Origin of the sequence: Martinezella paranaensis (assembly GCF_014200235.1) — a bacterium.
Classification (GTDB): domain Bacteria; phylum Pseudomonadota; class Alphaproteobacteria; order Rhizobiales; family Rhizobiaceae; genus Rhizobium; species Rhizobium paranaense.
The window spans coordinates 1,225,773-1,247,645 of the sequence record NZ_JACHBI010000001.1 but is presented as its reverse complement, the minus strand read 5'-3'; the positions used below and the strand labels follow the sequence as shown (position 1 = coordinate 1,247,645).

Annotated in this window: 21 protein-coding genes, 1 tRNA gene and 1 pseudogene; 8 read left to right on the top strand and 15 right to left on the bottom strand. The window is 58.6% G+C overall.

Annotation, left to right across the window (positions count from 1 at the left end):
* From GGD50_RS06060 to GGD50_RS06050, 3 genes are all read right to left on the bottom strand, one after another.
* Positions 1–203, bottom strand: a 203-nt coding sequence (locus tag GGD50_RS06060; protein ID WP_183937667.1) for an alcohol dehydrogenase catalytic domain-containing protein, incomplete at its 3' end; no start/stop codon positions are given.
* Between the two features lie 101 nt (positions 204–304).
* On the bottom strand, positions 305–2,314 hold the full coding sequence (locus GGD50_RS06055; RefSeq protein ID WP_107108099.1) for an acetyl-CoA carboxylase biotin carboxylase subunit: 2,010 nt from the start codon (positions 2,312–2,314) through the stop codon (positions 305–307).
* An 80-nt stretch (positions 2,315–2,394) separates the two neighbouring features.
* Positions 2,395–3,330: a DMT family transporter gene (locus GGD50_RS06050; protein ID WP_107108098.1), complete on the bottom strand. Its 936-nt coding sequence runs from the start codon at positions 3,328–3,330 to the stop codon at positions 2,395–2,397.
* A 223-nt stretch (positions 3,331–3,553) separates the two neighbouring features.
* Between GGD50_RS06050 and GGD50_RS06045 the strand changes: the two genes are divergently transcribed.
* Entirely contained in the window at positions 3,554–3,976 is a 423-nt protein-coding gene (locus tag GGD50_RS06045) for a helix-turn-helix domain-containing protein (RefSeq protein ID WP_107108097.1), read from the top strand.
* On the opposite strand, the gene lipB is transcribed toward GGD50_RS06045, so the two are convergent.
* Positions 3,973–4,701: a lipoyl(octanoyl) transferase LipB gene (gene lipB, locus GGD50_RS06040; RefSeq protein ID WP_107108096.1), complete on the bottom strand. Its 729-nt coding sequence runs from the start codon at positions 4,699–4,701 to the stop codon at positions 3,973–3,975. The two genes, GGD50_RS06045 and lipB, sit on opposite strands and share 4 nt — an antisense overlap.
* A 243-nt stretch (positions 4,702–4,944) precedes the next feature.
* On the opposite strand from lipB, the gene GGD50_RS06035 reads away from it, so the two are divergent.
* Together GGD50_RS06035 and GGD50_RS06030 are read left to right on the top strand one after the other, a co-directional pair.
* A tRNA-Leu gene (locus GGD50_RS06035) sits at positions 4,945–5,029 on the top strand.
* A gap of 1,301 nt (positions 5,030–6,330) precedes the next feature.
* The gene (locus GGD50_RS06030) at positions 6,331–6,858 is read left to right on the top strand and encodes a hypothetical protein (RefSeq protein ID WP_107108095.1); all 528 of its coding nucleotides are present in this window, start codon (positions 6,331–6,333) and stop codon (positions 6,856–6,858) included.
* A 100-nt stretch (positions 6,859–6,958) separates the two neighbouring features.
* Here the strand turns inward: GGD50_RS06030 and GGD50_RS06025 are convergent, their stop codons facing one another.
* The gene (locus tag GGD50_RS06025; protein ID WP_107108094.1) at positions 6,959–7,453 is read right to left on the bottom strand and encodes a peptide deformylase; all 495 of its coding nucleotides are present in this window, start codon (positions 7,451–7,453) and stop codon (positions 6,959–6,961) included.
* A 176-nt stretch (positions 7,454–7,629) separates the two neighbouring features.
* On the opposite strand from GGD50_RS06025, the gene mgtE reads away from it, so the two are divergent.
* The 3 genes from mgtE (at position 7,630) to GGD50_RS06010 (ending at position 10,101) form a co-directional block, all read left to right on the top strand.
* Positions 7,630–9,057: a magnesium transporter gene (mgtE, locus tag GGD50_RS06020; protein WP_107108093.1), complete on the top strand. Its 1,428-nt coding sequence runs from the start codon at positions 7,630–7,632 to the stop codon at positions 9,055–9,057.
* Between the two features lie 113 nt (positions 9,058–9,170).
* Complete coding sequence (locus GGD50_RS06015; protein WP_104823169.1) at positions 9,171–9,557, top strand: MerR family transcriptional regulator; 387 nt, start codon at positions 9,171–9,173, stop codon at positions 9,555–9,557.
* Between the two features lie 94 nt (positions 9,558–9,651).
* A complete protein-coding gene (locus GGD50_RS06010; protein WP_146143991.1) occupies positions 9,652–10,101 on the top strand; it encodes a hypothetical protein in 450 nt (149 codons plus the stop codon).
* Positions 10,102–10,127: 26 nt separating this feature from the next.
* Here GGD50_RS06010 and GGD50_RS06005 read toward each other — a convergent pair whose 3' ends face one another.
* The 3 genes from GGD50_RS06005 to GGD50_RS05995 form a co-directional block, all read right to left on the bottom strand.
* Entirely contained in the window at positions 10,128–10,601 is a 474-nt protein-coding gene (locus GGD50_RS06005) for a methyltransferase family protein (protein WP_107108091.1), read from the bottom strand.
* Positions 10,602–10,613: 12 nt separating this feature from the next.
* Positions 10,614–11,603 (bottom strand): acetyltransferase domain-containing protein, encoded by a 990-nt coding sequence (locus GGD50_RS06000; RefSeq protein ID WP_107108090.1) that lies wholly within the window; start codon positions 11,601–11,603, stop codon positions 10,614–10,616.
* 66 nt (positions 11,604–11,669) lie between these two features.
* Positions 11,670–12,362, bottom strand: coding sequence for a DUF599 domain-containing protein (locus tag GGD50_RS05995; protein ID WP_107108089.1), 693 nt, complete (start codon positions 12,360–12,362; stop codon positions 11,670–11,672).
* A 199-nt stretch (positions 12,363–12,561) separates the two neighbouring features.
* Between GGD50_RS05995 and GGD50_RS05990 the strand changes: the two genes are divergently transcribed.
* Positions 12,562–13,968 (top strand): L-serine ammonia-lyase, encoded by a 1,407-nt coding sequence (locus GGD50_RS05990; protein ID WP_107108088.1) that lies wholly within the window; start codon positions 12,562–12,564, stop codon positions 13,966–13,968.
* 23 nt (positions 13,969–13,991) lie between these two features.
* A pseudogene (locus GGD50_RS05985) lies at positions 13,992–14,463 on the top strand (DUF1489 family protein); the annotation flags it as partial.
* 99 nt (positions 14,464–14,562) lie between these two features.
* Here the strand turns inward: GGD50_RS05985 and GGD50_RS05980 are convergent.
* From GGD50_RS05980 to GGD50_RS05950, 7 genes are all read right to left on the bottom strand, one after another.
* Positions 14,563–14,838, bottom strand: coding sequence for a hypothetical protein (locus GGD50_RS05980; RefSeq protein ID WP_107108086.1), 276 nt, complete (start codon positions 14,836–14,838; stop codon positions 14,563–14,565).
* Between the two features lie 132 nt (positions 14,839–14,970).
* The gene (locus GGD50_RS05975; protein WP_107108085.1) at positions 14,971–16,500 is read right to left on the bottom strand and encodes a serine hydrolase; all 1,530 of its coding nucleotides are present in this window, start codon (positions 16,498–16,500) and stop codon (positions 14,971–14,973) included.
* Positions 16,501–16,629: 129 nt separating this feature from the next.
* On the bottom strand, positions 16,630–17,388 hold the full coding sequence (locus GGD50_RS05970; RefSeq protein WP_107108084.1) for a hypothetical protein: 759 nt from the start codon (positions 17,386–17,388) through the stop codon (positions 16,630–16,632).
* 373 nt (positions 17,389–17,761) lie between these two features.
* The gene (locus GGD50_RS05965) at positions 17,762–18,367 is read right to left on the bottom strand and encodes a transglutaminase-like cysteine peptidase (protein ID WP_107108083.1); all 606 of its coding nucleotides are present in this window, start codon (positions 18,365–18,367) and stop codon (positions 17,762–17,764) included.
* Between the two features lie 399 nt (positions 18,368–18,766).
* Positions 18,767–19,729: a prolyl aminopeptidase gene (gene pip, locus GGD50_RS05960; RefSeq protein WP_107108082.1), complete on the bottom strand. Its 963-nt coding sequence runs from the start codon at positions 19,727–19,729 to the stop codon at positions 18,767–18,769.
* Between the two features lie 518 nt (positions 19,730–20,247).
* Positions 20,248–20,877, bottom strand: coding sequence for a PilZ domain-containing protein (locus GGD50_RS05955; protein ID WP_107108081.1), 630 nt, complete (start codon positions 20,875–20,877; stop codon positions 20,248–20,250).
* Positions 20,878–20,961: 84 nt separating this feature from the next.
* The gene (locus GGD50_RS05950) at positions 20,962–21,627 is read right to left on the bottom strand and encodes a PAS domain-containing protein (RefSeq protein WP_245407462.1); all 666 of its coding nucleotides are present in this window, start codon (positions 21,625–21,627) and stop codon (positions 20,962–20,964) included.
* Positions 21,628–21,873 lie beyond the last annotated feature (246 nt).

Here is a 21,873-nt window from a genome sequence, read left to right as displayed (position 1 = left end):
ACGATGCCGGCACCTTCATGGCCGAGGATCGCCGGAAACAGGCCTTCCGGATCGGCGCCTGAGAGCGTGAAATCGTCGGTATGGCAGATGCCGGTCGCCTTGACCTCGACCAGCACTTCGCCGGCCCTTGGGCCTTCGAGCTGAACGGTCATGACTTCCAGCGGTTTACCGGCGGCAACGGCTACGGCGGCGCGTACGTCCATTGTTTCCTCCCTCCTAAATTAATGATTTGATTAGCGCGACATTGGCATGGTCGCGCCGGATGGCTCAAGCGAAAAATCAGGTGTTTCGTAGCGAATACGGATTAGGCGAATTCCATGATCACGGCGTCGACCGCAAGGCTCTCGCCCGGCTTCGCATTGATCTTGCCGACGACCAAGTCGCGCTCGGCGCGCAGGACGTTCTCCATCTTCATCGCCTCGACAATCGCCAGCGTTTCGCCGGCCTTGACCTCCTGGCCTTGCGCAACGGCAATAGCGACGACGAGGCCAGGCATGGGGCAAAGCAGGAGCTTCGACGTATCCGGCGGCAGTTTGACCGGCATCAGTTTGTCGAGTTCCGCCTGGCGCGGCGTAAAGACCTTGGCGCGGATCGAAAGTCCCTGCCAGTCGATGCGCAGCCCGTTGAGGAAAGGACGGATTTGCGCCGTCACTTTCCGACCACCGACCGTTCCGGCCCAGACGGCATCGCCCGGACGCCAATCGGTCGCGACCGCCAAAGTCCCGCCGTTGATCTGCATATCCATCTCGAATGGGATGGTCACGAGCCCATCCTGCAGCGTCACCGGAACATAATCCGCGCCGAGCTTGACCACCCACTGTTCGCGCAGCGGCCCCGCCGCCGGCCGCAGCCTGTCGGCATAACGTTCGCGGCGGTTGGCATCGATAAGGCCACAAGAGAGTGCGACGGCGGCAAGTATTGCGGATTCGCTTTTCTCCGGCATCATCGGCGCGAAACCGTCCGGATATTCCTCGGCGATAAAGCCCGTGGAAAGGCGGCCCTCGCGCCAGCGCGGATGTTTCATCAGTGCAGACAGGAACGGCACGTTATGTTCGATGCCATCAACGACGAAACCGTCCAGTGCTTCGCCCATAGCCTCGACAGCTTCAAGCCGCGTCGGCGCCCAGGTGCAGAGTTTGGCGATCATCGGGTCATAATACATGGAGATTTCAGCGCCTTCGAAGACGCCGGTATCGTTGCGGATGATGGTATTGCCGCTCTTGCCCTCGCGCGGCGGACGATAGCGCGTCAGCCGGCCGATCGAGGGCAGGAAATTTCGATAGGGGTCTTCGGCATAGAGGCGGCTTTCGATCGCCCAGCCGTTCAGCTTGATATCGTCCTGGGCAAAAGGCAGTTCTTCGCAGGCGGCGACGCGGATCATCTGTTCGACAAGATCGATGCCGGTGACAAGCTCCGTAACCGGATGCTCGACCTGCAAGCGGGTATTCATCTCAAGGAAATAGAAATTGCGGTCGCGGTCGACGATGAACTCGACCGTCCCGGCGCTCTGGTAATCGACCGCCTTGGCGAGTGCGACGGACTGTTCGCCCATGGCTCTGCGTGTGGCCTCGTCGAGGAAAGGCGAGGGCGCCTCTTCGGCAACCTTCTGATTCCGGCGCTGGATCGAGCATTCACGCTCGCCGAGATAGACGACATTGCCGTGGCCATCCGCCAGCACCTGGATTTCGATGTGCCGCGGATCGACCACGAATTTCTCGATGAAGACGCGATCGTCGCCGAAGGAGCTTTTCGCCTCCGAGCGTGCGCGCGCGAAACCGTCGCGCACTTCGTCGTCACTCCAGGCGATGCGCATGCCTTTGCCGCCACCGCCGGCCGAAGCCTTGATCATCACGGGATAACCGATCTCGGCGGCGATCTTTTCGGCATGGTCGGCATCGTCGATAACGCCGAGATAGCCGGGCACGGTGGAAACCTTGGCGGCATTGGCGAATTTCTTCGATTCGATCTTATCGCCCATGGCTCTGATCGCCTTCGGCTTCGGACCGATGAAGATGATGCCCTGTTTCTCCAGCGCCTCGCAAAAGGAGGCGCGCTCGGAGAGGAACCCATAGCCTGGGTGCACAGCTTCGGCGCCGGTCTCCTCGCAGGCGGCGATGATCTTTTCGGCAACGAGATAGCTTTCGGCCGCGGGGGCGGCACCGATATGCACGGCCTCGTCGGCCATTTCGACATGCAGGGCGTCACGATCGCCGTCGGAATAGACTGCCACCGTCAGGATCCCCATCCGACGCGCCGTCTTGATGACGCGACAGGCGATCTCGCCCCGGTTGGCGATCAGGATTTTCTTGAACATGGAAACTCCGCCCAATGCATAGCCCTATCAGCGTTTTAGCCATAAATCGCGCCGGCGGTCCATGCGGAAGATGGGCGTATTCAGGCCGATTTCATCGATCGCGACTGAACACGCTCGCGCCAGATGATGAAGAGGCCCGATCCAACGATGATCAGGATGCCGATCCATTTGGAAATATTCGGAAAGTCCCCGAATAACGCATAGCCCAAAATGGTTGCCGAGATGATCTCGAAATATTGAAAGGGCGCCAGCAGCGATAGCGGTGCCAGCCGAAAGGCGCGGACGATCAGCATGTGCGCATAGCCGGAGATCGTGCCGAGAATCAGCAGCAATGCGAGGCCGAGCCAGGAAGCGGGCAGGGACGGCGTGAAATCGGCAACGCCAGCCGATGCCCCTATCCAAAGCGCGCCTGCCATGAAGATCGTGCCGCCGATTCCGGCCATCGTCTGCATGGTCAACGGCGAATCCGCCTCGCCAACGGCACGGTTCATGAAGAGATAAAGCGCGTAGAGAAAGGCGCAGGCGACCGGCAGCAGGGCCTTCCAGCCGAAAATCTCGAAGCTTGGCTGAATGACGATCATCGCACCGCCGAAGCCGACCACGATTGCCAGCCAGCGCCGCCAGCCGACCTTATCGCCAAGAAACAGTGCCGAAAGGGCTGTGAGGATGAAGGGTTCGACGAAATAGATCGCGAAGACATCGGCAAGCGGCATGTATTTCACCGCCACGAAGAACAGCAGGCTTGCCGCGCCGTGCAGCGCGCCGCGCAACAGGTTCATCCAGGGTCGCTTGGCCGAAAGCGCGGCCCATCCGAAGACGGCGAAGAGCGGCGGCAGGGTGCAGACGAGCTGGAAGAAGAAACGATAGAAGGTCACCTGTCCCGGCGACATCGCCTCGAAGGTTGCCATGTATTTGGCGATTGCGTCCATCACCGGCAGCACGATCATGGCACTGGCCATGATGGCCATACCTTGCAGCGGATTCTGTTGGGCGGGGACGGCTGATATTTGGGACATGACGGGCCATCAAACACAGGAACCTCGTCCGATCAAGATGTGGTATCAAGCTCCGTTGCCATTTCATCACACCATTGGGCGCAAAACGCCGGACTTTCCCAATTCGGCCATATCGCGGTGGCGGCATGACGCCCCTAGACCTATGTCTGGTAAGTAAATCCGCTAGAAAAAGCGGGCGCGCCGTCAAAAACTTACCGGCGTGACCAAAACAAGGATCGCACCGATGTTGAAGACGGAACAAGAGACGACCGTTTTTTCGGATGAAGGCGACGATACTCTGGGCGGGCGCCTTTCCATGGCCCGCGACGCCGCTGGCATCAGCCTCGAATCGCTGGCAAGCCAATTGGGCGTGAGGCAGGAGACGATGATCGCCTGGGAATCGGACCGCTCGGAACCGCAACCATCCGTTCTGGTCAAAATGGCCGCCATGTTCGGCGTTTCGCCGAGCTGGCTGATGACCGGAACCGGCGATGGACCGGGAGAGGATAGCGACCAACGCGCCCTGGAAGCCGTAAAAATCGAACTTTCGCGCCTGCGCTCCGCACATCAGGAAATCGGCCTGCTCATCGAGACGACGACCCGGCAGATCGAAAGGCTCGACCATCAAATCCGGCTACGCAATGTCAGCAAGGACGTCGCGCACTAAGCCTCATTAAGGCTCTCATTGGCGGTGTCGCCGAATATCTGCTCGAAAGCTTCGCGCAGGCGGATATCGACATCCGCCATCATCACCGGCAAGCCGAGGTCGACGAGGCTGGTGACCCCATAAGCAGAAATTCCGCAGGGCACGATGCCCGAGAAATGGCTGAGATCGGGATCGACGTTCAGCGATAGGCCGTGAAACGTCACCCATTTGCGTACACGGATGCCCAGGGCGGCGATCTTGTCTTCAGACATGGTGCCATCCGGCAGCAGCGGTTTCTCCGGACGGCGCACCCAGACGCCGACACGATCCTCACGCCGCTCGCCGCGGACATTCATCGAATCAAGGGTCCTGATGATGACTTCTTCCAACGCTGCGACGAAGGCGCGGATATCCTGGCGCCGGCGCTTCAGATCCAGCATGACATAGGCGACGCGCTGGCCGGGGCCGTGATAGGTATATTCGCCGCCGCGCCCGGTCGCGAAGACCGGAAAACGATCGGGCTCGATGAGATCGGCCGCATTGGCGCTGGTGCCCGCAGTATATAGAGACGGATGCTCGACCAGCCAGACAAGCTCCGGCGCCAGACCTTCGCCGATCGCTGCCACTTCCTTCTCCATGGTCGCCACCGCTTCGTCATAGGGCACGAGTCCATCGGCGATACGCCAGCGCACGGGCGGCGAGCCGGCGAGCGGAAGCATTTGGTGTTGGAGATCGGTGCGTAGCATCAGCCAGTCCTTTGCGCCTGTTCGGCAGACAGCTCTCTTGGAAATTTGGCGCGCCGATAGGTTATCCACATATGGAGCCATTTGGATAAGAATTCAAACATCTACGAGACCGATGCCGTGAATCCAAAGGCGCGCTCATGGGCGCTGTGTGGGAATGTTAAAAAATCTGACATATCGCTCTTGTGCCCCCCGAATGCTTTTGCTACATGCAGCCGCGCCGGAGCAATCCGGCCCTACCACGATGCGGTCGTGGCGGAATTGGTAGACGCGCAGCGTTGAGGTCGCTGTGGGGCAACCCGTGGAAGTTCGAGTCTTCTCGACCGCACCAAGAAAACCCGCTTCGGCGGGTTTTTTGCTTTCTGGCGTTCGGTGTCCCGCGTTAGAACAATGCTTGGGACACATTGACCCTCTCGATTGCTCCAAGTGCAAGTTTTCAGCGTTCCGGATTTGATTCGACGTGCCGAATTCGTCTTCTGCCGCTGCTTCAGTGTCCTACATTCCCTGTGGAGCACGTTCGGCTCCAGGGCGGGCCTGATTCTATCCGCACAACAAATGCGGACGAGTCACAAAAGTGCCAAGGCAACCCCTGTGCCACCTATAGCAGGCGGTGCAGCGCACGCCTTGGGAAGCGGTCCTTGGGCTTGCGCCGCGTCTAATACTGTAGCCAAGCGATTTGCCGTCAGCAAAATCAACCTTCATTTCGGCTTCGGGATACGTGCCAGTGCGTACCCACTTAACGGTCGCTTTTGCCGAGCCGATTTCATTGCCGGAGCAGAAGACGGGGAAGACCGCTTGGTCGTGCTGAAACCTTGAAGATTTCCCGGTGCACCAGACTTTGCCGGAATCGACCGCAAAAACTTGCCCCTCTCTTGTCGGTAGGGTGGCCCGGAAGCGATGCGCGGCACTCGCACGGGCAGATGAATCCTGTCTATAGGACGTGTCATCTCCCGTGGCGGCCTGGGACGTTGCGCTGAATGCCAAGAGCACCATAAAAAACAAAAGAGACAGGTTTTTTCGCACCGGTGTTACTGCCCAGACCAATTGGAACCTTTTGACAAAAACATTCTCTCGAATCCTCACAGAGTACGGACGCGATAATGGATCAGAGCATATAAGAGAGCATCTCGTAAGCGTCGTCGAGTGCAGCTTCCTGCGTTCGAAATTTTCTGCTGGGCCGGCTTCTGTCCTCGTTCAAATGAATGACATAGATCCAACGGCCAAATCGCACTTCTTTTGTTTCGATTTTGTATTCAAAAGGAATTTCAATAGGCGGCATTCGTATTCCATCTCTAAGCTTGCAATAAGAAAGATGGTTACTATTCGGTTAATGTAGCCGCAATCGAAACCTCCGAAATTGGTTGATGGACGAGGTTAACGGCGGTGCGGCAGATGGTGTTTCGTCTCGCCGATCATTTGGGCATCTCCTGCCGGCGATCGGCGCCGCCGCGTCCTTTGAGAGTTGCACATCAGAGGATGATACCATCTTCGATAGATATTTCCGTACAGTTACCGTTCATGTTCTTCCCCATATGGTGTCGTTGCTCGCCCACGACTCGTGCGTCAATTGACAATCGAAAGGGCGGGATGATTAATAGTTTCGACATTCGTCATAGAGCGGAGGATTTGCCAATGACCAGTCGTGCCATCCTGTTGATGTCTTTTGCGTCTCTTGCAGTTGTGGGCTCGATGGCCCTCTCATCACCGGCTTCTGCGCTGACCATGAAAGAGTGCAGCACCAAGTATCAGGCCGCCAAGCAAGCCGGCACCCTGAACGGCCAGACGTGGAATGATTTCCGTGCTTCGCAGTGCGCTGCTGACGCAAGTGCTGCCACCACGGCACCGACGACCACTGCGCCGGCAAAGACCACCACCACCGCCAAGACGACGGCGGCTGCCAAGCCTGCTACCGATGAGCCGGATGCCGCCAACCCGCCGGCCAAGGAGCCGCCGAAGGCAACGACTGCAGCGCCGGCTGGCGTAACCTTCCCGAAGGCTGTCGATCCGAAGTATGCAAGCGAAACGCCCGGCAAGGGCCGCTTCCACACCTGCGTCGACGCCTACAACGACAACAAGGCCAAGAACACGCTTAACGGCCTGAAGTGGATCCAGAAGGGCGGCGGCTATTACAGCCTCTGCAACACCAAGCTCAAGGGCTAATCTGCCGCTTCATGCAGACAATCCGGCGGGCGCCTCAAGGGCGCCCGCATTTTTATGTGCGGACATTGATACGCAGACACATTTGCATGGGGACGGGGGATCAGGCCTTCGCTTTTTCCCATTTCTTCACCAGCCGGTCGCGCTTCAATTTCGAAAGCCGCTGCAGCCAGAACAGACCGTCGAGCTGGTCGACTTCATGCTGGATGCAGATGGCAAGAAAGCCTTCGGCTTCGGCCTCGTGAGTGTGACCGTCGATATCCTGATAGCGAAAGCGGATCGCTTTCGGCCTGACGATCTCGTCCGTAAGGCCGGGCATGGAGACGCTGCCCTCCATGTGCCGCATCGTCTCCTCGGAAAACCAGATAATCTCCGGATTGATATAGGTGCAAGCCCCGTCCTCGCGGCTGAGTTCGATCACGGTGACGCGCTGAAGCACGCCGATATGGGCGGCGGTGATTCCGACGCCGGGGGCGGCGCGCATGGTATCCAGGAGATCGGCGGCGAGCCCGTGCAAGCCGTCGTCGAAGACGGTGACAGGAGCGCAGGCTGTTTTCAACAAGGGGTCGGGGAAGCGGATAATGGGACGGACTGACACGGCACTCTCTGTTAACGGGACGACATGTTCGCGGCCTAAGGATAGGGGCAAGACGCCGCGGGCGCCACCGTCTTACAGACGCGATACAAATTGTTAGCTTTCCCGCCTATCCAATTGTTGACAATCAGCTTTTTGCCGTCATTCTCCTTGAACAGAAGCAAGAAGGGAGGCGGCAAATGACGACGACCGACGAAGACGAACGCACTCGCAACGCCTCCACGAAAACCAATCCAGACATCTACGACGAGGACGGTGTTGTCCGCTCCGATTTCCTGACCGAGGTCAACGACGCCATCGAGCGAGGCGACACTCCGTTCCTGCAACAAAATGTCGTCCGGCTGCACGAATCGGAGCTCGGCGACCTCTTGGAATCGCTGCCTGCCGATCAACGTTTGGCCCTGGTGCAATTGCTCGGCGACGACTTCGATATGACGGCGCTGACGCAAGTGGACGACGCGATCCGTATGGAGATCGTCGACCAGTTGCCGAACGACCAGATCGCCGCCGGCATCGGCGAGCTCGATTCGGACGATGCCGTCTACATTCTCGAAGACCTGGACCAGGAAGACCGTGACGAGATCCTCTCGCAACTGCCGTTCACCGAGCGCGTGCGGCTGCGGCGCGCCCTCGATTATCCCGAGAGTTCAGCCGGCCGCCGCATGCAGACGGAATTCGTCGCCGTGCCGCCGTTCTGGACGGTCGGCCAGACGATCGACTACATGCGCGAAGAGGAGGGGCTTCCGGAAGCCTTCACCCAGATCTTCGTCATCGATCCGACTTTCAAGCTGCTCGGCAGCGTCGATCTCGACCGCATCTTGCGGGCCAAGCGGCAGACGAAGGTCGAGAGCATCATGCGCGAGACCTCGCATCCGATTCCGGCCGTGATGGACCAGGAAGAGGCCGCGCAGGTCTTCGAACAATATGACCTGCTGTCTGCCGCTGTCGTCGACGAAAACGACCGCCTCGTCGGTGTATTGACCATCGACGACGTGGTCGACGTCATCCATGAAGAGGCGGACGAAGACATCAAGCGCCTGGGCGGCGTCGGCGACGAAGAGCTGTCCGACAATATCACCTCTACGGTGCGCTCACGCTTTGTCTGGCTGGCGGTCAATCTGATCACGGCGATACTTGCATCCAGCATTATCGATGTCTTCGACGGTGCTATCGAGAAAATGGTTGCGCTTGCCGTGCTGATGCCGATCGTCGCCTCGATGGGCGGCAATGCCGGCACACAGACGATGACGGTTACCGTGCGCGCGCTCGCAACCGGCGACCTCGACATCTACAATGCCTTCCGCGTCATCCGGAGAGAGGCGGGCGTCGGCTTTCTCAACGGCATCCTCTTCGCGATCATCATGGGTGCGATCGCTACCTTCTGGTTCCATGATTTCCAGCTCGGCATCGTCATCGGCGCGGCAATGATCATCAATCTCGTCGCGGCCGCCCTTGGCGGTATCCTGCTGCCCTTGGTGCTGCACCGATTCGGCGCTGACCCAGCCATTGCCTCGTCGGCATTCGTCACTACGGTCACGGATTGTACGGGATATTTTTCGTTCCTGGGTCTGGCAACCTGGTGGTTTTCCATTCACTTAGGCCGCTAGGCCTTTGAATTCAAGGCATCTTTGAAGATCGAAAGTCCGTCGCCGCCGGGCTGAAATTGACTATTACGTAAAAGTCAATATTATAGGCCCTGGACCAGAGAGGCGGACTATTGTTGGACAGGTTTTATAGCATAACGGAGCTGACGCGGGAATTCGGCGTTTCCACCCGCACATTGCGTTTCTACGAGGATGAAGGTCTTATCCATCCCGAGCGCAGGGGCCGCACGCGCCTTTTCCGGCCAGCCGACCGCCGTCTGATCCAGGAAATCCTGCGCGGCCGCCGCATCGGCTTCACCATCGCCGAAATCCGCGAGATCATTCAGGTCTATAAGGAGCCGCCAGGCGAGATCGGCCAGTTGAAGCTCCTGATGAAGCGCGTCGACGAAAAGCGCGAGGAACTGCGCCAGAAGCGCAAGGATATCGAAGACACGCTGACCGAACTCGACAATGTCGAAGAAGCCTGCCTCGGCCGCCTGGCTGAGATTGGTGTGGGGACCTGATTACTACCGTCAAAGCATAAGGCACATCATCGCCGCCACAATTCTAACGAGAATGCTTTGTAGATAACCGAGCATTCACAGAAGGTTATGGCGTATGGCGGCAAGGTTTAGCTTCGTCTTCGCGATGGGCATCGCGCTCGTTCCGTTCAATGTCGGGAATACTCAAGCGGCCGATAACGACAATGCCGATATCCCGGTTGCCTACGCCCTTTTGCTGGACGGCAAGGATGCGATCTATGGCCAACTCGATTGCCAAATTCATGTTCGCTGCCTGCTTATCGACAATCAGGACACTCACGTTCAGCTAAGCGTTACCATCGATTCGAATCGATATTTGGCGGGCGACATCAGCGTCCGGTGCGGTGACCTCGGCTGCTCTTTTCGGGCTTGGAAAACATCGACCCGGCTGGAAGGGGTTTCTGATGGGAAAAAAGGTCGTGAATTCGATCTTTATGCCGGTGAAAATGATTCAGTCGCGATGGATCTCGTGCAACGTACGAGAACAAAGATCGGTCGGATTTTACTCCTCGCTGAATACCGATAAGCAGCGACTGCGGGCACCTCCCGCTTTCAGATCCAGCGCCGCGTACGCTTGCAATAGAACTCAAATTCGCAGCCGAAGCGGGAGAGCAGGTGCATTTCCTCGCAGCGGATGACCAGCGGTGTGGTCAGCGCCGCCGCTACGGCGGCCATGGCGACGAACCAGAGATTGCCGATCATCAGGCCGAGGCCTGCCGTCAGCAGGCTGTAGCCAAGATAGGTGGGGTTGCGGGTGAAGCGGAACGGGCCCTTGGTCACCAGATGCGCCGTGCAGCGCTGCGTCAACACGGTCGTGCGGCTTTCGAACAGCGTCTTCACTGCCCAAACATTCAAGGTGACCGCAGCAATCGTCAAAAGGGCGCCCATGCCCCAAGCGATGACAGCCCCAAGATAGGGCAGCCGCACGGGATAATCTTCATTCAAGTAAAGCGCTGCTATAACTGTAAGACTATAAATTAAAGGCGGCCATGGAAAACTCAGCGACTTGGAACGATAGGCATTCATAGAATAACCCTGTCATTGCGCTTGCTCCGAGCACTGTAACGCGATTCGGTTTATTCGTTCATCGCTATCTGCTTTGATTGCCCCGGATTCCAGGGGCGAAAAGAGGTTTTGCGCCTGTAATTTATCAAGCGTGCATTGGCAGAAGCTGCGGCACATGGTTTCGCTGCCGGATCGCACGCAAGAGGCCTGGCATTGCCTGAGATAGGTAAGCGTGGGATCAGGGGCCGGCGCGGGCGCGACCAGCGACAGAAGGTAAACGAGACCGAAGAGCACCGGCTGGTGGACAAGGTAGAAAGCCAGGCTGTGGCGGCCGATGCGGGCGATCAGGTTGCGGCCAGGGCCGAGCTTCGCCAATGACCGCAGCCATCCCAAGGATAGGGCCAGTTGGGCGATACCGAGCCCAAAGAGGAATGGCGTCAGCCAGGGGAAGACCGGTACGTAGTCGTTCGAGCGCGGCAGGTTATCCGACAAGCCGAGCCAGTAGAGCCAGGGCTGGTCGAACACAGCGGAATGCAGCGAAAGCGGAGCAATGACATTGTCGACGATAATGCCGGCGCCAAGCAGCACTGCTATCAGCAGCGTTGCGAAAGCCGGCAGGCGCAGGAAGAGCAGGCCGATAATGCTGGCGGCGGCGATGCTGTGAAGGATGCCGAAGAATATCCATTCGTCGCGCATGCCGATGAAGGTGACGACGGAGATCGCTACCGCAGCGGCGACGATCATGCCGAGGCGCTTGAAATAGGGGCGCCAGCGAATTTCAGGCGTGTTGGCAAGCACAAGGCTGAAGCCGGCCAGAAACAAGAAAGTGCTCGCAATGGCGCGGGCGTAAATTTTCAGCCAGCCGGTCTCCGCCGTGCCCGGTTCGAGATAGCCGAAAAACTCGAAATCCCAGGTGCAATGATAGCTCGCCATCGCCAGAAGCGCGATGCCGCGGGCCGTATCCAGAATGCCGATGCGGGGCATCTTCTGCGGCGCATCGATGCTCTCGGCGATAACGGCCATTGGCAGGTCCTTCCAGGCATGAATTTAAATCTTGACCGCCGACTTGATAGCGCCGGCGTGGCGATGTCATGGCACATCGATATCCATGATGGCCAGACGCGCATCGGAAAAAAACTGCCGGCGGATCAGGACGATGATGATGAAGACTGTCGTGACGATGAAGACATAGGGACTGAGGAACCAGCCGAGGTAGCCGATCGACAGGAAGATCGCTCTCAGACCCGCATTGAAGTTGCGCGCGGCGATGACATTCATGCGGATCACCCGCTCGGCGGCGCGTTCGGCCCGCACCGGATCGAGTTCGGCATCTGCCAGCATCGGCAAGGAGCCGAAGAGGATGGTGCAATAGTTGAACAGGCGATAGGCCCAGCCGAATTTGAAGAAGGCATAGCCGAACAGACAGGCAAGTCCCGCCACCTTGATTTCGAATGCCGTGCGGCCGCCGTTGATGATAAAAGGAAGGTCGGAGAAGAAGGCGTTGACCTTGTCCGTGGCGCCGAGCAAGGCGAAGCAGCTACCAATGGCGAAGATCGACGTGGAGGCGAAGAAACCGGTGCCGTTCTGCAGGCCGGAGAGAATCTGCGTGTCGATCATCTTAAGGTCGCGGCGCAGCGAGTTGTAGATCCATTCGCGCCGGCGCTCATTCATTGCCAGCGTCAGGCTGGTGCGGTTGAAGAAGCGGGCGCTACTGATGATCCAGTTGTGCGCGGCCCAGAGAAGAACGAAGAGGGCGAGAGCGACATAGTCGGCGGTCGTCATGAAAGCAGATTCTCCAAGTCTATTTGCCGGCGACTGTAGCGTACGGCCATTCGGGCGCAATGGCCTTATGTTTGCGCAGCATCGTGCCTACATGTAATGTCGCAGGCATGAAATCCGATGTCGGTCGATCGCTATGCGGGGTTGTTCCGATGGCGTAGCTTCGCCGTTTGCTGATTTGCCGAGGAGGCACCACAGGTCCATGTTTCTTTCAGTTTTCGATGTTTTCAAGATCGGCGTGGGGCCTTCCAGTTCGCACACGATGGGTCCGATGTCGGCCGCCAATCGTTTCCTCGACCTCGTGCTGTCAAGCGAATGGCCGCGTCCGTCCTCGAACGTGCATGTCGCTTCGATCAAGGTCAGCCTGCACGGCTCGCTCGCCCATACCGGCATAGGGCACGGTACGGGCAGGGCGGTGATTCTCGGTTTGATGGGTGAGCGGCCCGATTCGGTGGACCCCGACCGGATGGATGCCATCATCGACGAGGTGGAACGCAGCGGGCGCATCACGCCGCCGGGCCATCCGGCCTATCAATTCCAACCGAAAACCGACCTGATCTTCGACAAGAAGGTGCCGCTGCCGGGCCATGCCAACGGCATGAGCTTTTCCGCCTTCGACAAGGATGAACGCCTGCTCGTCAAGCGCATCTATTATTCCGTCGGCGGCGGCTTCGTCGTCACCGACACCGAACTCGAACAGATGCGCGCCGACAAGAAGAAGGCTTCCTCCGGCGAGCGAATTCCGTTCCCCTTTTCCACCGCCAAGCAGATGCTCGAAATGGCCGAGCGCTCCGGTCTCTCGATCGCGCAGATGAAGCGCGCCAATGAAGAGACGCGCATGAGCAGCGAAGAGCTCGACGCCGGGCTCGACCGCATCTGGGCGGCGATGAATAGCTGTATCGATCGGGGCTTGAAGGTCGAGGGCATCATGCCGGGCGGCCTGAAGGTGCGCCGCCGGGCGCGCGCCATCCATGACAAGCTGCAGGAAGAATGGCGCAGCAACCGCATCAATCCGCTGCTCGCCAATGATTGGCTGAGCGTCTACGCCATGGCCGTCAACGAGGAGAATGCCGCGGGCGGGCGCGTGGTCACAGCGCCGACCAATGGTGCTGCCGGGGTCATTCCCGCGACGATCCGCTACTACCAGCATTTCCATGAGGATTGGGATCAGGACGGCATCCGCAATTACCTACTGACCGCTGCCGCCGTCGGCGGCATCATCAAGCACAATGCCTCGATTTCCGGCGCCGAAGTGGGCTGTCAGGGCGAGGTGGGCTCGGCGGCCGCGATGGCGGCTGCGGGGCTTGCCGCCGTCATGGGCGCAACGCCCGAGCAGATCGAAAACGCTGCAGAGATTGCGCTGGAACACCATCTCGGCATGACCTGCGACCCCGTCGCCGGCCTCGTGCAGGTGCCCTGCATCGAGCGTAACGCGCTCGGCGCCGTCAAGGCGGTGACGGCCGCATCGCTCGCCATCAAAGGCGACGGCCAGCATTTCGTGCCGCTTGACGCTTGCATCGAAACCATGCGCCAGACCGGCCACGACATGAGCGAGAAATACAAGGAAACCTCCACGGGCGGCCTCGCGGTGAATGTCGTCGAGTGTTGAGTGTGGACGCTTGATGCTAAAAGCTTGACGCTGCCCGCCAAAAGGATTTCAACGGGCGGCATGGCTTTGCATCTCATCAAATTATGCGTGGGCGCAGACTCGCTTGAGGATCTGCGCGAATGGGTATCGGAACGGGCGATGAGCGCCATCGCCGCCGGTCTGGAGCCGCATACCACCCATACGACCCGGATGGTGCCCAAGCGGATGGAAGAGCTGCTGGATGGCGGCTCGTTTTATTGGGTGATCAAGGGGCAGGTGCAGGCGCGACAGAAACTGCTTGGCATTGAAACCTTCACCGATGCTGACGGCATCCAGCGTTGCCGGCTCATTCTCGATCCAAGTGTTGTCGAGACTGCCGGCCAGCCGCGCCGTGCCTTCCAAGGCTGGCGATACCTGCCGCAAGAGGATGTGCCGCGCGATCTCGACAGCCTTGGCGGCGTCGCCGAACTGCCTGCCGATCTCAGGCGTGAACTCTCGGAACTGGGATTATTGTAGGGCGACTGCGTAGAGCGGTTCAAATCAAGGAATGCAGAACCGCTCTGTCTCTTCTGCGATGCCGGATGGAAAGCCGCTTCGCAGGCTTTCCGGTATTGCTCAGCGCAACCGCATCAACACCGGGGCTTGGCCGTTCGGCGCAGTAATATGCAGGTGGATGTGGGCTTCCGGCTGAGAATAGCGCCAAGCGCGAGCTCCGTGGCAGAGCAGGATGCCGATGAGGTCTTTCGTTTTGTTGCGCGAACGCGAGCGGTTGAGGCCGAGATCGGCCAACCGCATGGCTGCCTCATGCAGCGGATGAAGAGCAAAGCTCTTCGATTTTATCTTTCCCCCGCCATCGAGCGAGAAACCCGGAAAGTTCTCGTTCATCGCCATTTTCATATCCCCGCAACACATTACAAACTCAGGGCCGGCCCCATAGTCATCCGTGGCCGGAAGAACCGGATGTCCCAACGGGCCATCCGGTAGATTTCTGAACGATGGGGCACGAAAAACCGTGTCACATCCTTATTCCAAGCTCGCCCAGCACTTCACGCCGGCCTTCTTGAGAGCCTTGCAGGCGTTAACCGCCGCATTCTGGTCCTCGAAGCCGCCGAAACGGGCGCGGTAGCCGCCATCAAAGGCAAGCGCATAGGGCTTGGCCGAGTGCAAAGCCTTGCCGCCCTTGCTCTTGGCGGTATCGAGCAGATCGTTGGCTCCGTCCTTGCTGGAGGAAACGCCGATCTGGACGACCCAGCCGGTCGGGCCGGTCTCAGCCTTGCTCGCCTTGGCAACCTTCTCAGGCTTTTCAGCCTTCTCCGTCTTCTCAACCTTTTGGGTCTTGATGATCTTGGTATCCGATTTGGACGTGGATGCTGTCGTGACGGTGTCGACTTCATCCGCATCGTCCTGATCCGGAACCGTCGATGCCGGCTGGATGGAAGCAACTTCATCGGATGCGGCGCGTTGCTTCTGCTTAGTCGCAAGCAGCGGATTGCTCGACTTCGGCGTTATCGCCGCGAAAGCCGCAGCGCTCGACGGCTGCTGGTCGTCGTCAGCCTCGGCGGTCTCGTCTTTGCTCATCTTGGCGCTGCCGGCAGCCGCCATGCGGGCGCTCGCAGCCTGGACGTTCGGCGCATCCGCTGCCGTCTGGGCTACGACGTTCGAGGCGATATGCTTCGCGGATGCCTGCGGCAGATAGGTGGCGATCAGCTTGCGCATCTGGTTGTCGCGCGCGGGCGTCGAAGCGCCGCCAAGCACGACACCGACGATCGAGCGGCCGTCAACCTTCACCGAAGTGGCGAGATTGTATCCAGCAGCACGGGTGTAACCCGTCTTGATGCCGTCGACGCCGCGGACCGAGCCGAGCAGATGGTTATGCCCCGGGATCACTCTGCTGCCGAGACGAAAGCTCGTCTCGGAGAAGAAGCCGTAATATTGCGGGAAGTGCTCACGCAGGGCGACGCCAAGACGGGCCTGATCGCGCGCCGTCGTCATCTGCGCGGTATTCGGCAGGCCGTTCGGGTTGCGATAGGTCGTGCGCGTCATTCCGAGCGCACGAGCCTTGTTGTTCATCATGCGGGCGAAATTGTCTTCCGAACCGCCAAGCATTTCGCCGAGCGCCATCGCCGCATCGTTGGCGGACTTGGTGACGATGCCGAGAATCGCCTCCCGAACGGTCACGGACCGGCCAGTACCGATACCAAGCTTGGTCGGGGCCTGCGAGGCAGCGTTTTTCGAGAAGACGACAGGAGTATCGAGCGTGATCCGACCGGCCTCAAGCGCCTCGAAAGTCAGATAGACCGTCATCATCTTGGTCAGCGAGGCGGGATAGTGAAGCGTATCCGCATTTTCGCTGTAGAGGACATTGCCTGTGTTCGCATCAATGACGATGCCCGCGTATTTCGGGCCTCCGGCTGCGTCAGACACATCAACGGTAACCGTTACCGTCGCAGTCGTGATCACAAAACCGAACAGCGCCCTCGCCAAAAACTTGCCGGCGTTTGAAGAGGATGCGGAAAAAATTGATCTGGACACTACTTCACTCTCTGCTTGCATTTACGTTCTCGATTATCCGGCCGCCGCCTCCATGAACGCCCGTTGGGGTTCGAGAGTAGAGGCTTAGCGTTACCAATCGGTTTATGATGAACAGTTGGTTTCAGGTTTCCGCATAATTTTAGTCATCACTTACGGAGATTCTGTTGCGCCGGTTGTATCGACAAGGCGCGTCTTCACGAAATTCTGGACAGCGGCATCCATCGCCTGCCAGTCGCCAAGCTGATGACTGGAAAAGCGATAGAGCACGCTGAGATCCTTGCCCACCTTGATATCCCGCTGGCAGTCACCGCTGGTCGCCTGATCGGGCGAGGAGGGCAAGATGCAGCGCACGACATAATCCGGTTCGCCGGCGCGCGGCGCGGTCAGAAGCACTTCGCCATTGTAGCCGGCGTCAGCGCGCAGGCGATGCGCCGTCAGCCCATGCGGACCGGCAAAGGCGTCGCCTTCCATCAGATGCGAATAGATCGGCTCCAGCCGGCCGGACATGTCGCGCGACATCGTGCTCTGGCTGAGTTGGAGGAAAACCAGCGACGAGGCCTGGGAAATATCGTCAAAGCGCAGGCGGTCGGCATCGCTATAGCCCTGCATCTGCGGCCAGGTGAGATAGAGATCAACGCGCTCCGCGACACCGCTCACACGTTCGCTCGGAAAGCGGATGGTATTGGCGCCAAGACGCAGCGTATCCTCGCCGATCGTCGCCGTGATCGGCTTGGTATCGGCAGTGTGGCCGGCCAGTGAGATCTTTTCGCCGAGCCAGCGACCGCCAATGGTGATGGCAACGGTGAGAGCGGCAAGTACGGCAACGCCCGCGGTCAGACGGTAAATGAGGCCGCTCGATATCAGCGGCTGTTCGTCGATCGTGTAGGCGGACGACAGAGGAGGGGTCATGCTCTTGCCTTCGGTTCCATCCGCCTTGGAAACGATCGTCGATGACGCGTCCGCCGCGGCTCAAGACCCCTGATGAGTCTCGCTGTGGAATGATTGCCGCCATGGTGGTTAACGAGCCATTAAAAATGCGTCGGCTCACATATTTATCGGCACAAATACCTCTCCGAAAATCGGGGCGGAATTCGGGGCCGGTGGGCAGCGTGCGCGTTTTCCACTGCTATGACCTTGCGCACACCTTAGAAACGAAAAGAGCCGTCCCCGGGACAGCGGGAACGGCTCTAAGGCGCCGGTCGGGACAGAAATGCGGGGACGGACCGGGCCTTGACTGGGACCGCCGGTGCTAGGCCACCGGCGATCGCGTGGTGGACACGAATTACTTCAAGCTGCCGACTGCGACGGCGCGGCCATCCTGTATCTTGACCCAGCGGGCAGGATCGTCAGCGGACTGACGTTTCAGGAAGGTGTATTCGGTGTCCGACCAAAGCTTTACCTTGTTGCGCATGTTATCGAGAACGAAGTCGCCGCGATCGGTGCGCACCGTCAGCACGGCATGGCCTTCGCCGTTCGGCTGCAGCACGACCGTCATCAGCAGATCGGAGACAGAGAAGCCGGCATCGATCAGTTCCTTTCGCTTCAGCAGCGCGAAATCCTCGCAGTCGCCGGCGGTGGTCGGGATCGCCCACTTTTCCTCGACGCCATAGAGATCCATATCGGTCATCGGCTTGATCGTCGTGTTGACCGTGTAGTTGATCTTCAGGATGGCCTTCCAGCGATCTTCGGTCAGAATAGCGGGACCGGCATCGCCACCGGCATAAGCGCATTCCTTCGGGTTTTCCTTGCAGAACTCATAATGACCAATCGGGGGTGCAGCATCGCCAGTGATCGTCATATTGGCCGGCGTCGCATGGGCGAAGCCGAGACAGCCGAAGGTGAAAAGAGCCATGGCGGCATAGCCGCGAAAAAGGAATTGAAAGCTCATGTCCGTGTCCCTGTTTATTGGGAACAGAATGACATGCAGGCTTTTATCCGACGCAAAATTGCGTAGTCAAATTAAGGACTTAGTTGATTCAAATGCGGATCAAATTGTCATAAAATGAGAGCAAAACTTGAATCGAACTTTCGGAGAATTCGATTAAAATTCGAATGTTTTTCCGAGCGAGCTGCCGCGTTGGGATTCCCCATATTTATTTGTTTTCAAATGATTTTCTTGCCTGCGGCAGAAATCCGCGAAGCACACCATTTGCCGGCAGTGGCGTGAAAACGGAGCAGTCGCTTCATCTCAGCACATCGCCGAAACCTCGCTAGTGCCGGAATTTTCCTCGAACTGTGCCATTTTGGGAAAATGTCAGCCAAAAAATATTTGAATTTTTTTCTGCCGTCAGCCGATGACGCGAAATTCGTCCGTTGCTTCGACAATGGCTGCCGCCATCTCCGACGTCGACGGAGAATGGGCGGAATTGGGAACCACGACCAGTCTCGCCGCGGGCCATGCCCGCGATAGTTCCCAAGCGGTGACGATAGGCGCCTCGAGATCGAGCCGGCCCTGGATCATCACACAGGGAATACGGCTGAGCCGGTGGATATCCCTTAATATCTGTTGGTCTTCCAACCAACCGCGATGATGGAAGTAATGCGTAATGATGCGCGCTCTTGCGGTGAAATATCGGGGATCGGACCAGCGACCGGGTAAAGTCGCCCTGATATCGACGAGGATCGAAGCAGATTCCCAGTCGTGCCAGTCTTTGGCGGCTTTGGCATGGATGGCTGGATCCGGATTACGAAGCAAATGATAGTATGCGGCAACCAGATCGCCATCACGCTCGCTCTCCGGCACGCCAGCACGGAAGCGTGCCCATTCCTCCGGAAAGAAACGGGCAAGTCCGCTATAGAGCCAATCGACCTCGGATTGCCGTGTCATGGTGACGCCAACAACAACGAGGGCTGCGACGCATTGCGGATGCGTCTCGGCATAGACCAGCGCCAAGGTGCAGCCCCAGGAATTGCCGTAGACCAACCAGCGCTCGATGCCGAAAAAGCACCGAAGCTGCTCGATGTCGCCAACCGTGTGCCATGTGGTGTTGGCGGAAAGATCGGCCTCCGGCTCGGACGCATGCGGCAGGCTTCCGCCGCAACCGCGCTGGTCGAACTGGATTATGCGATAATGTTCTGGATCGAAAAAAAGGCGGGCGCTGGCGGAACTGCCGGAGCCCGGACCGCCATGCAGGACAACGACGGGAACACCGTTCGGATTGCCTGATTGCGTCCAGCAAATGCGTTGCGCATCGCCGACGTTGAGTATGCCCTGATCGTACGGCTCAATTTCAGGATAAAGCGTCTTCATCGGCCGTCACACAGGCTGAGGGGTGAAAATCATAATAGGGTTGCGACGGCCTAATTGACCCTCGCTGTCAAACTTGGCTCCGGCGAGCCAACATATCAGCTTCTGTTATCTCGACCAGGCATTGGCTGATACTGATAGTTGCTCGGGAAAGCTCCGTTGAGGTGAGGTCAGTTTCGATGAGAAGTACCAGCCAGTCGCTTACCTGAAGCCAACAACATTCCGTCTGTTATTTGGCCTGTGAATAACACATTTATGATGGATTATTTCGCCGCGTTCCAAGGCGATTTCGCAGAAAGCTTCATAGTATCGACCGAAGTCGACTTGCTCCGAAATATTTGGAACAGCGAAGAGTTGGATCAAGAACTCTCGTTCTCGTAACGGTATGACATCAATCGCCATCGCGTGTCTGCCTCTATAACGCCAAGGAGACCGAGCGCAATGTCAGACCAACTTCACGAACTCTTTTCGCGCTGCTGTCATTACGATGGGGATCTGATGCCAGAGCTTAAGACGACGGCCTAGAGGAATTCGCGCAAGGTCTCGCGAGATTGCAGCGAGAGGAATTCGATCGCGACGCCTTCCATGAAGTGGCGCACGATGCGGCCGCGCATGTTGCCGAGGCGGACTGGCGTTCCGATCGGCGGGCGTGCCTCGATGTCGACGGCAGCGCCCGAAAGCGACAGGTCCATGATGCGGCAGACATAGCGGGTGTCGTCTTCCAGCGTCAATTCGCTGAGCGTGTTGCGCGGTGTAAGACGGTCGTGGCGGCGATCTTCCGGCAGACCGAGCTCATGCTTGTTGGCCAGCCAAGTGAGCTGAGCGGCGAGTTTCTCGCGCTTGCGGTCGGTTGCGTTGATCGACATGCTAAAGCCGCGGGCGTCGACGGCAACGACATTACCCTCGACCCGGCCGAGATGGTCGATATAGGCCACGACACGCTCATTGGTGCGCGGACGGCCCAGGCAGGTGACGTACATGTCGCCGGGCGACATATCCGTGACCAGGCATTCGAATTCTTCGTAGTTGGCCAGCATCAACCGGCCCTGCATGTTGATCGGAACCCGCTGAAAGGTCCGCTGATCCATGCGAGACGAATTTCCTGCCAATTGGTTTGGCCGTGTCGTCTGGGCTGGCTGGAATGAATGCATGAAAGGGCTTCTTCAACCAATTATGTTTCGTGCAATCACTAGCCGAAACTTCTTAAGGTAATGTTGTCTTCTCTGAGGGATAGCTCAGAGAAGACGATTGAATCTGTATCGCGATGGGTCAACCTTTCCGTGATCGTGGCCAGCCGCCTTCGGATTCAGCGCGCGGCGCATCAATTCACCGAGCCCTACGCCGTCATGGCGGGAGACCAAATCGGCAGGCTCCGGATAATACATTGGCAATTCGACGCGGCGGGCAGGGCGCTCATACAGCAGGCTGCTGCGGTCGAGCGCTAGGAATTCCAGACGCTCGCTGCCGAGCCAAGACGCTGGCGCGACGGGCGTCAGGCAGCCGAGCAGCCGGTCGCAGACATCGCCGGCCGAACGCACCGGCATCAGCACCATTTCAAAGGCGATGTTGCGACCGCTGATGCTATAACCGGTCGCATTGATCAAGGCGGGAACCACATGTGCCATCACGCCGGCGGCAATGCGCACGGGATCATCAGGCTGACTGCCGGCCCACAATGTAGCAAAGCTCTCGCCGCGAAGCTCACGCCCCATGAAGCTGCAGATCGCCGTTCCGGCCAGCCGAAAGCGTGGCGCCTCATTCGGCACCGACTCCAGAATGAAGAGCTGAGGCAGGATGTGGCGGACTGCCGAAGGCTGTATCAAATTGCGCAGGGGTGCATCCGCATTGCAGCGAAGTTGTTCCCAGTAGGTAAATATCTCTGTGCTGGTTTTCTGCCGCATGACGAGTCCGTGTCCCATTTCAGTTCAAAAGCCGGAGCATTCATTGCCCTTGCAGGATGCCATGCTTATTCCATGCCAAGGTCGGGCCATTAAGGTTAACAGAGGGTTTCGTTTGCCTTGAACGGCCATGAGTGGGAGAAATAGACCATCACTTCACGAGGGTGACCTTCAGCACAAACTATCTCGGGCGTGGGACATACCATTGCGGCACATCCCAGCGAGGAGCGCCCGAGCAAGCCGTCCAAC

Bases quoted from the DNA above. Each gene is read 5' to 3' on its own strand.
- GGD50_RS06055 (WP_107108099.1), bottom strand. From the start codon at position 2,314: ATGTTCAAGAAAATCCTGATCGCCAACCGGGGCGAGATCGCCTGTCGC.
- GGD50_RS06050 (WP_107108098.1), bottom strand. From the start codon at position 3,330: ATGTCCCAAATATCAGCCGTCCCCGCCCAACAGAATCCGCTGCAAGGT.
- GGD50_RS06045 (WP_107108097.1), top strand. From the start codon at position 3,554: ATGTTGAAGACGGAACAAGAGACGACCGTTTTTTCGGATGAAGGCGAC.
- lipB (WP_107108096.1), bottom strand. From the start codon at position 4,701: ATGCTACGCACCGATCTCCAACACCAAATGCTTCCGCTCGCCGGCTCG.
- GGD50_RS06030 (WP_107108095.1), top strand. From the start codon at position 6,331: ATGACCAGTCGTGCCATCCTGTTGATGTCTTTTGCGTCTCTTGCAGTT.
- mgtE (WP_107108093.1), top strand. From the start codon at position 7,630: ATGACGACGACCGACGAAGACGAACGCACTCGCAACGCCTCCACGAAA.
- GGD50_RS06010 (WP_146143991.1), top strand. From the start codon at position 9,652: ATGGCGGCAAGGTTTAGCTTCGTCTTCGCGATGGGCATCGCGCTCGTT.
- GGD50_RS06005 (WP_107108091.1), bottom strand. From the start codon at position 10,601: ATGAATGCCTATCGTTCCAAGTCGCTGAGTTTTCCATGGCCGCCTTTA.
- GGD50_RS06000 (WP_107108090.1), bottom strand. From the start codon at position 11,603: ATGGCCGTTATCGCCGAGAGCATCGATGCGCCGCAGAAGATGCCCCGC.
- GGD50_RS05995 (WP_107108089.1), bottom strand. From the start codon at position 12,362: ATGACGACCGCCGACTATGTCGCTCTCGCCCTCTTCGTTCTTCTCTGG.
- GGD50_RS05990 (WP_107108088.1), top strand. From the start codon at position 12,562: ATGTTTCTTTCAGTTTTCGATGTTTTCAAGATCGGCGTGGGGCCTTCC.
- GGD50_RS05980 (WP_107108086.1), bottom strand. From the start codon at position 14,838: ATGGCGATGAACGAGAACTTTCCGGGTTTCTCGCTCGATGGCGGGGGA.
- GGD50_RS05975 (WP_107108085.1), bottom strand. From the start codon at position 16,500: ATGCAAGCAGAGAGTGAAGTAGTGTCCAGATCAATTTTTTCCGCATCC.
- GGD50_RS05970 (WP_107108084.1), bottom strand. From the start codon at position 17,388: ATGACCCCTCCTCTGTCGTCCGCCTACACGATCGACGAACAGCCGCTG.
- GGD50_RS05965 (WP_107108083.1), bottom strand. From the start codon at position 18,367: ATGAGCTTTCAATTCCTTTTTCGCGGCTATGCCGCCATGGCTCTTTTC.
- pip (WP_107108082.1), bottom strand. From the start codon at position 19,729: ATGAAGACGCTTTATCCTGAAATTGAGCCGTACGATCAGGGCATACTC.
- GGD50_RS05955 (WP_107108081.1), bottom strand. From the start codon at position 20,877: ATGCATTCATTCCAGCCAGCCCAGACGACACGGCCAAACCAATTGGCA.
- GGD50_RS05950 (WP_245407462.1), bottom strand. From the start codon at position 21,627: ATGCGGCAGAAAACCAGCACAGAGATATTTACCTACTGGGAACAACTT.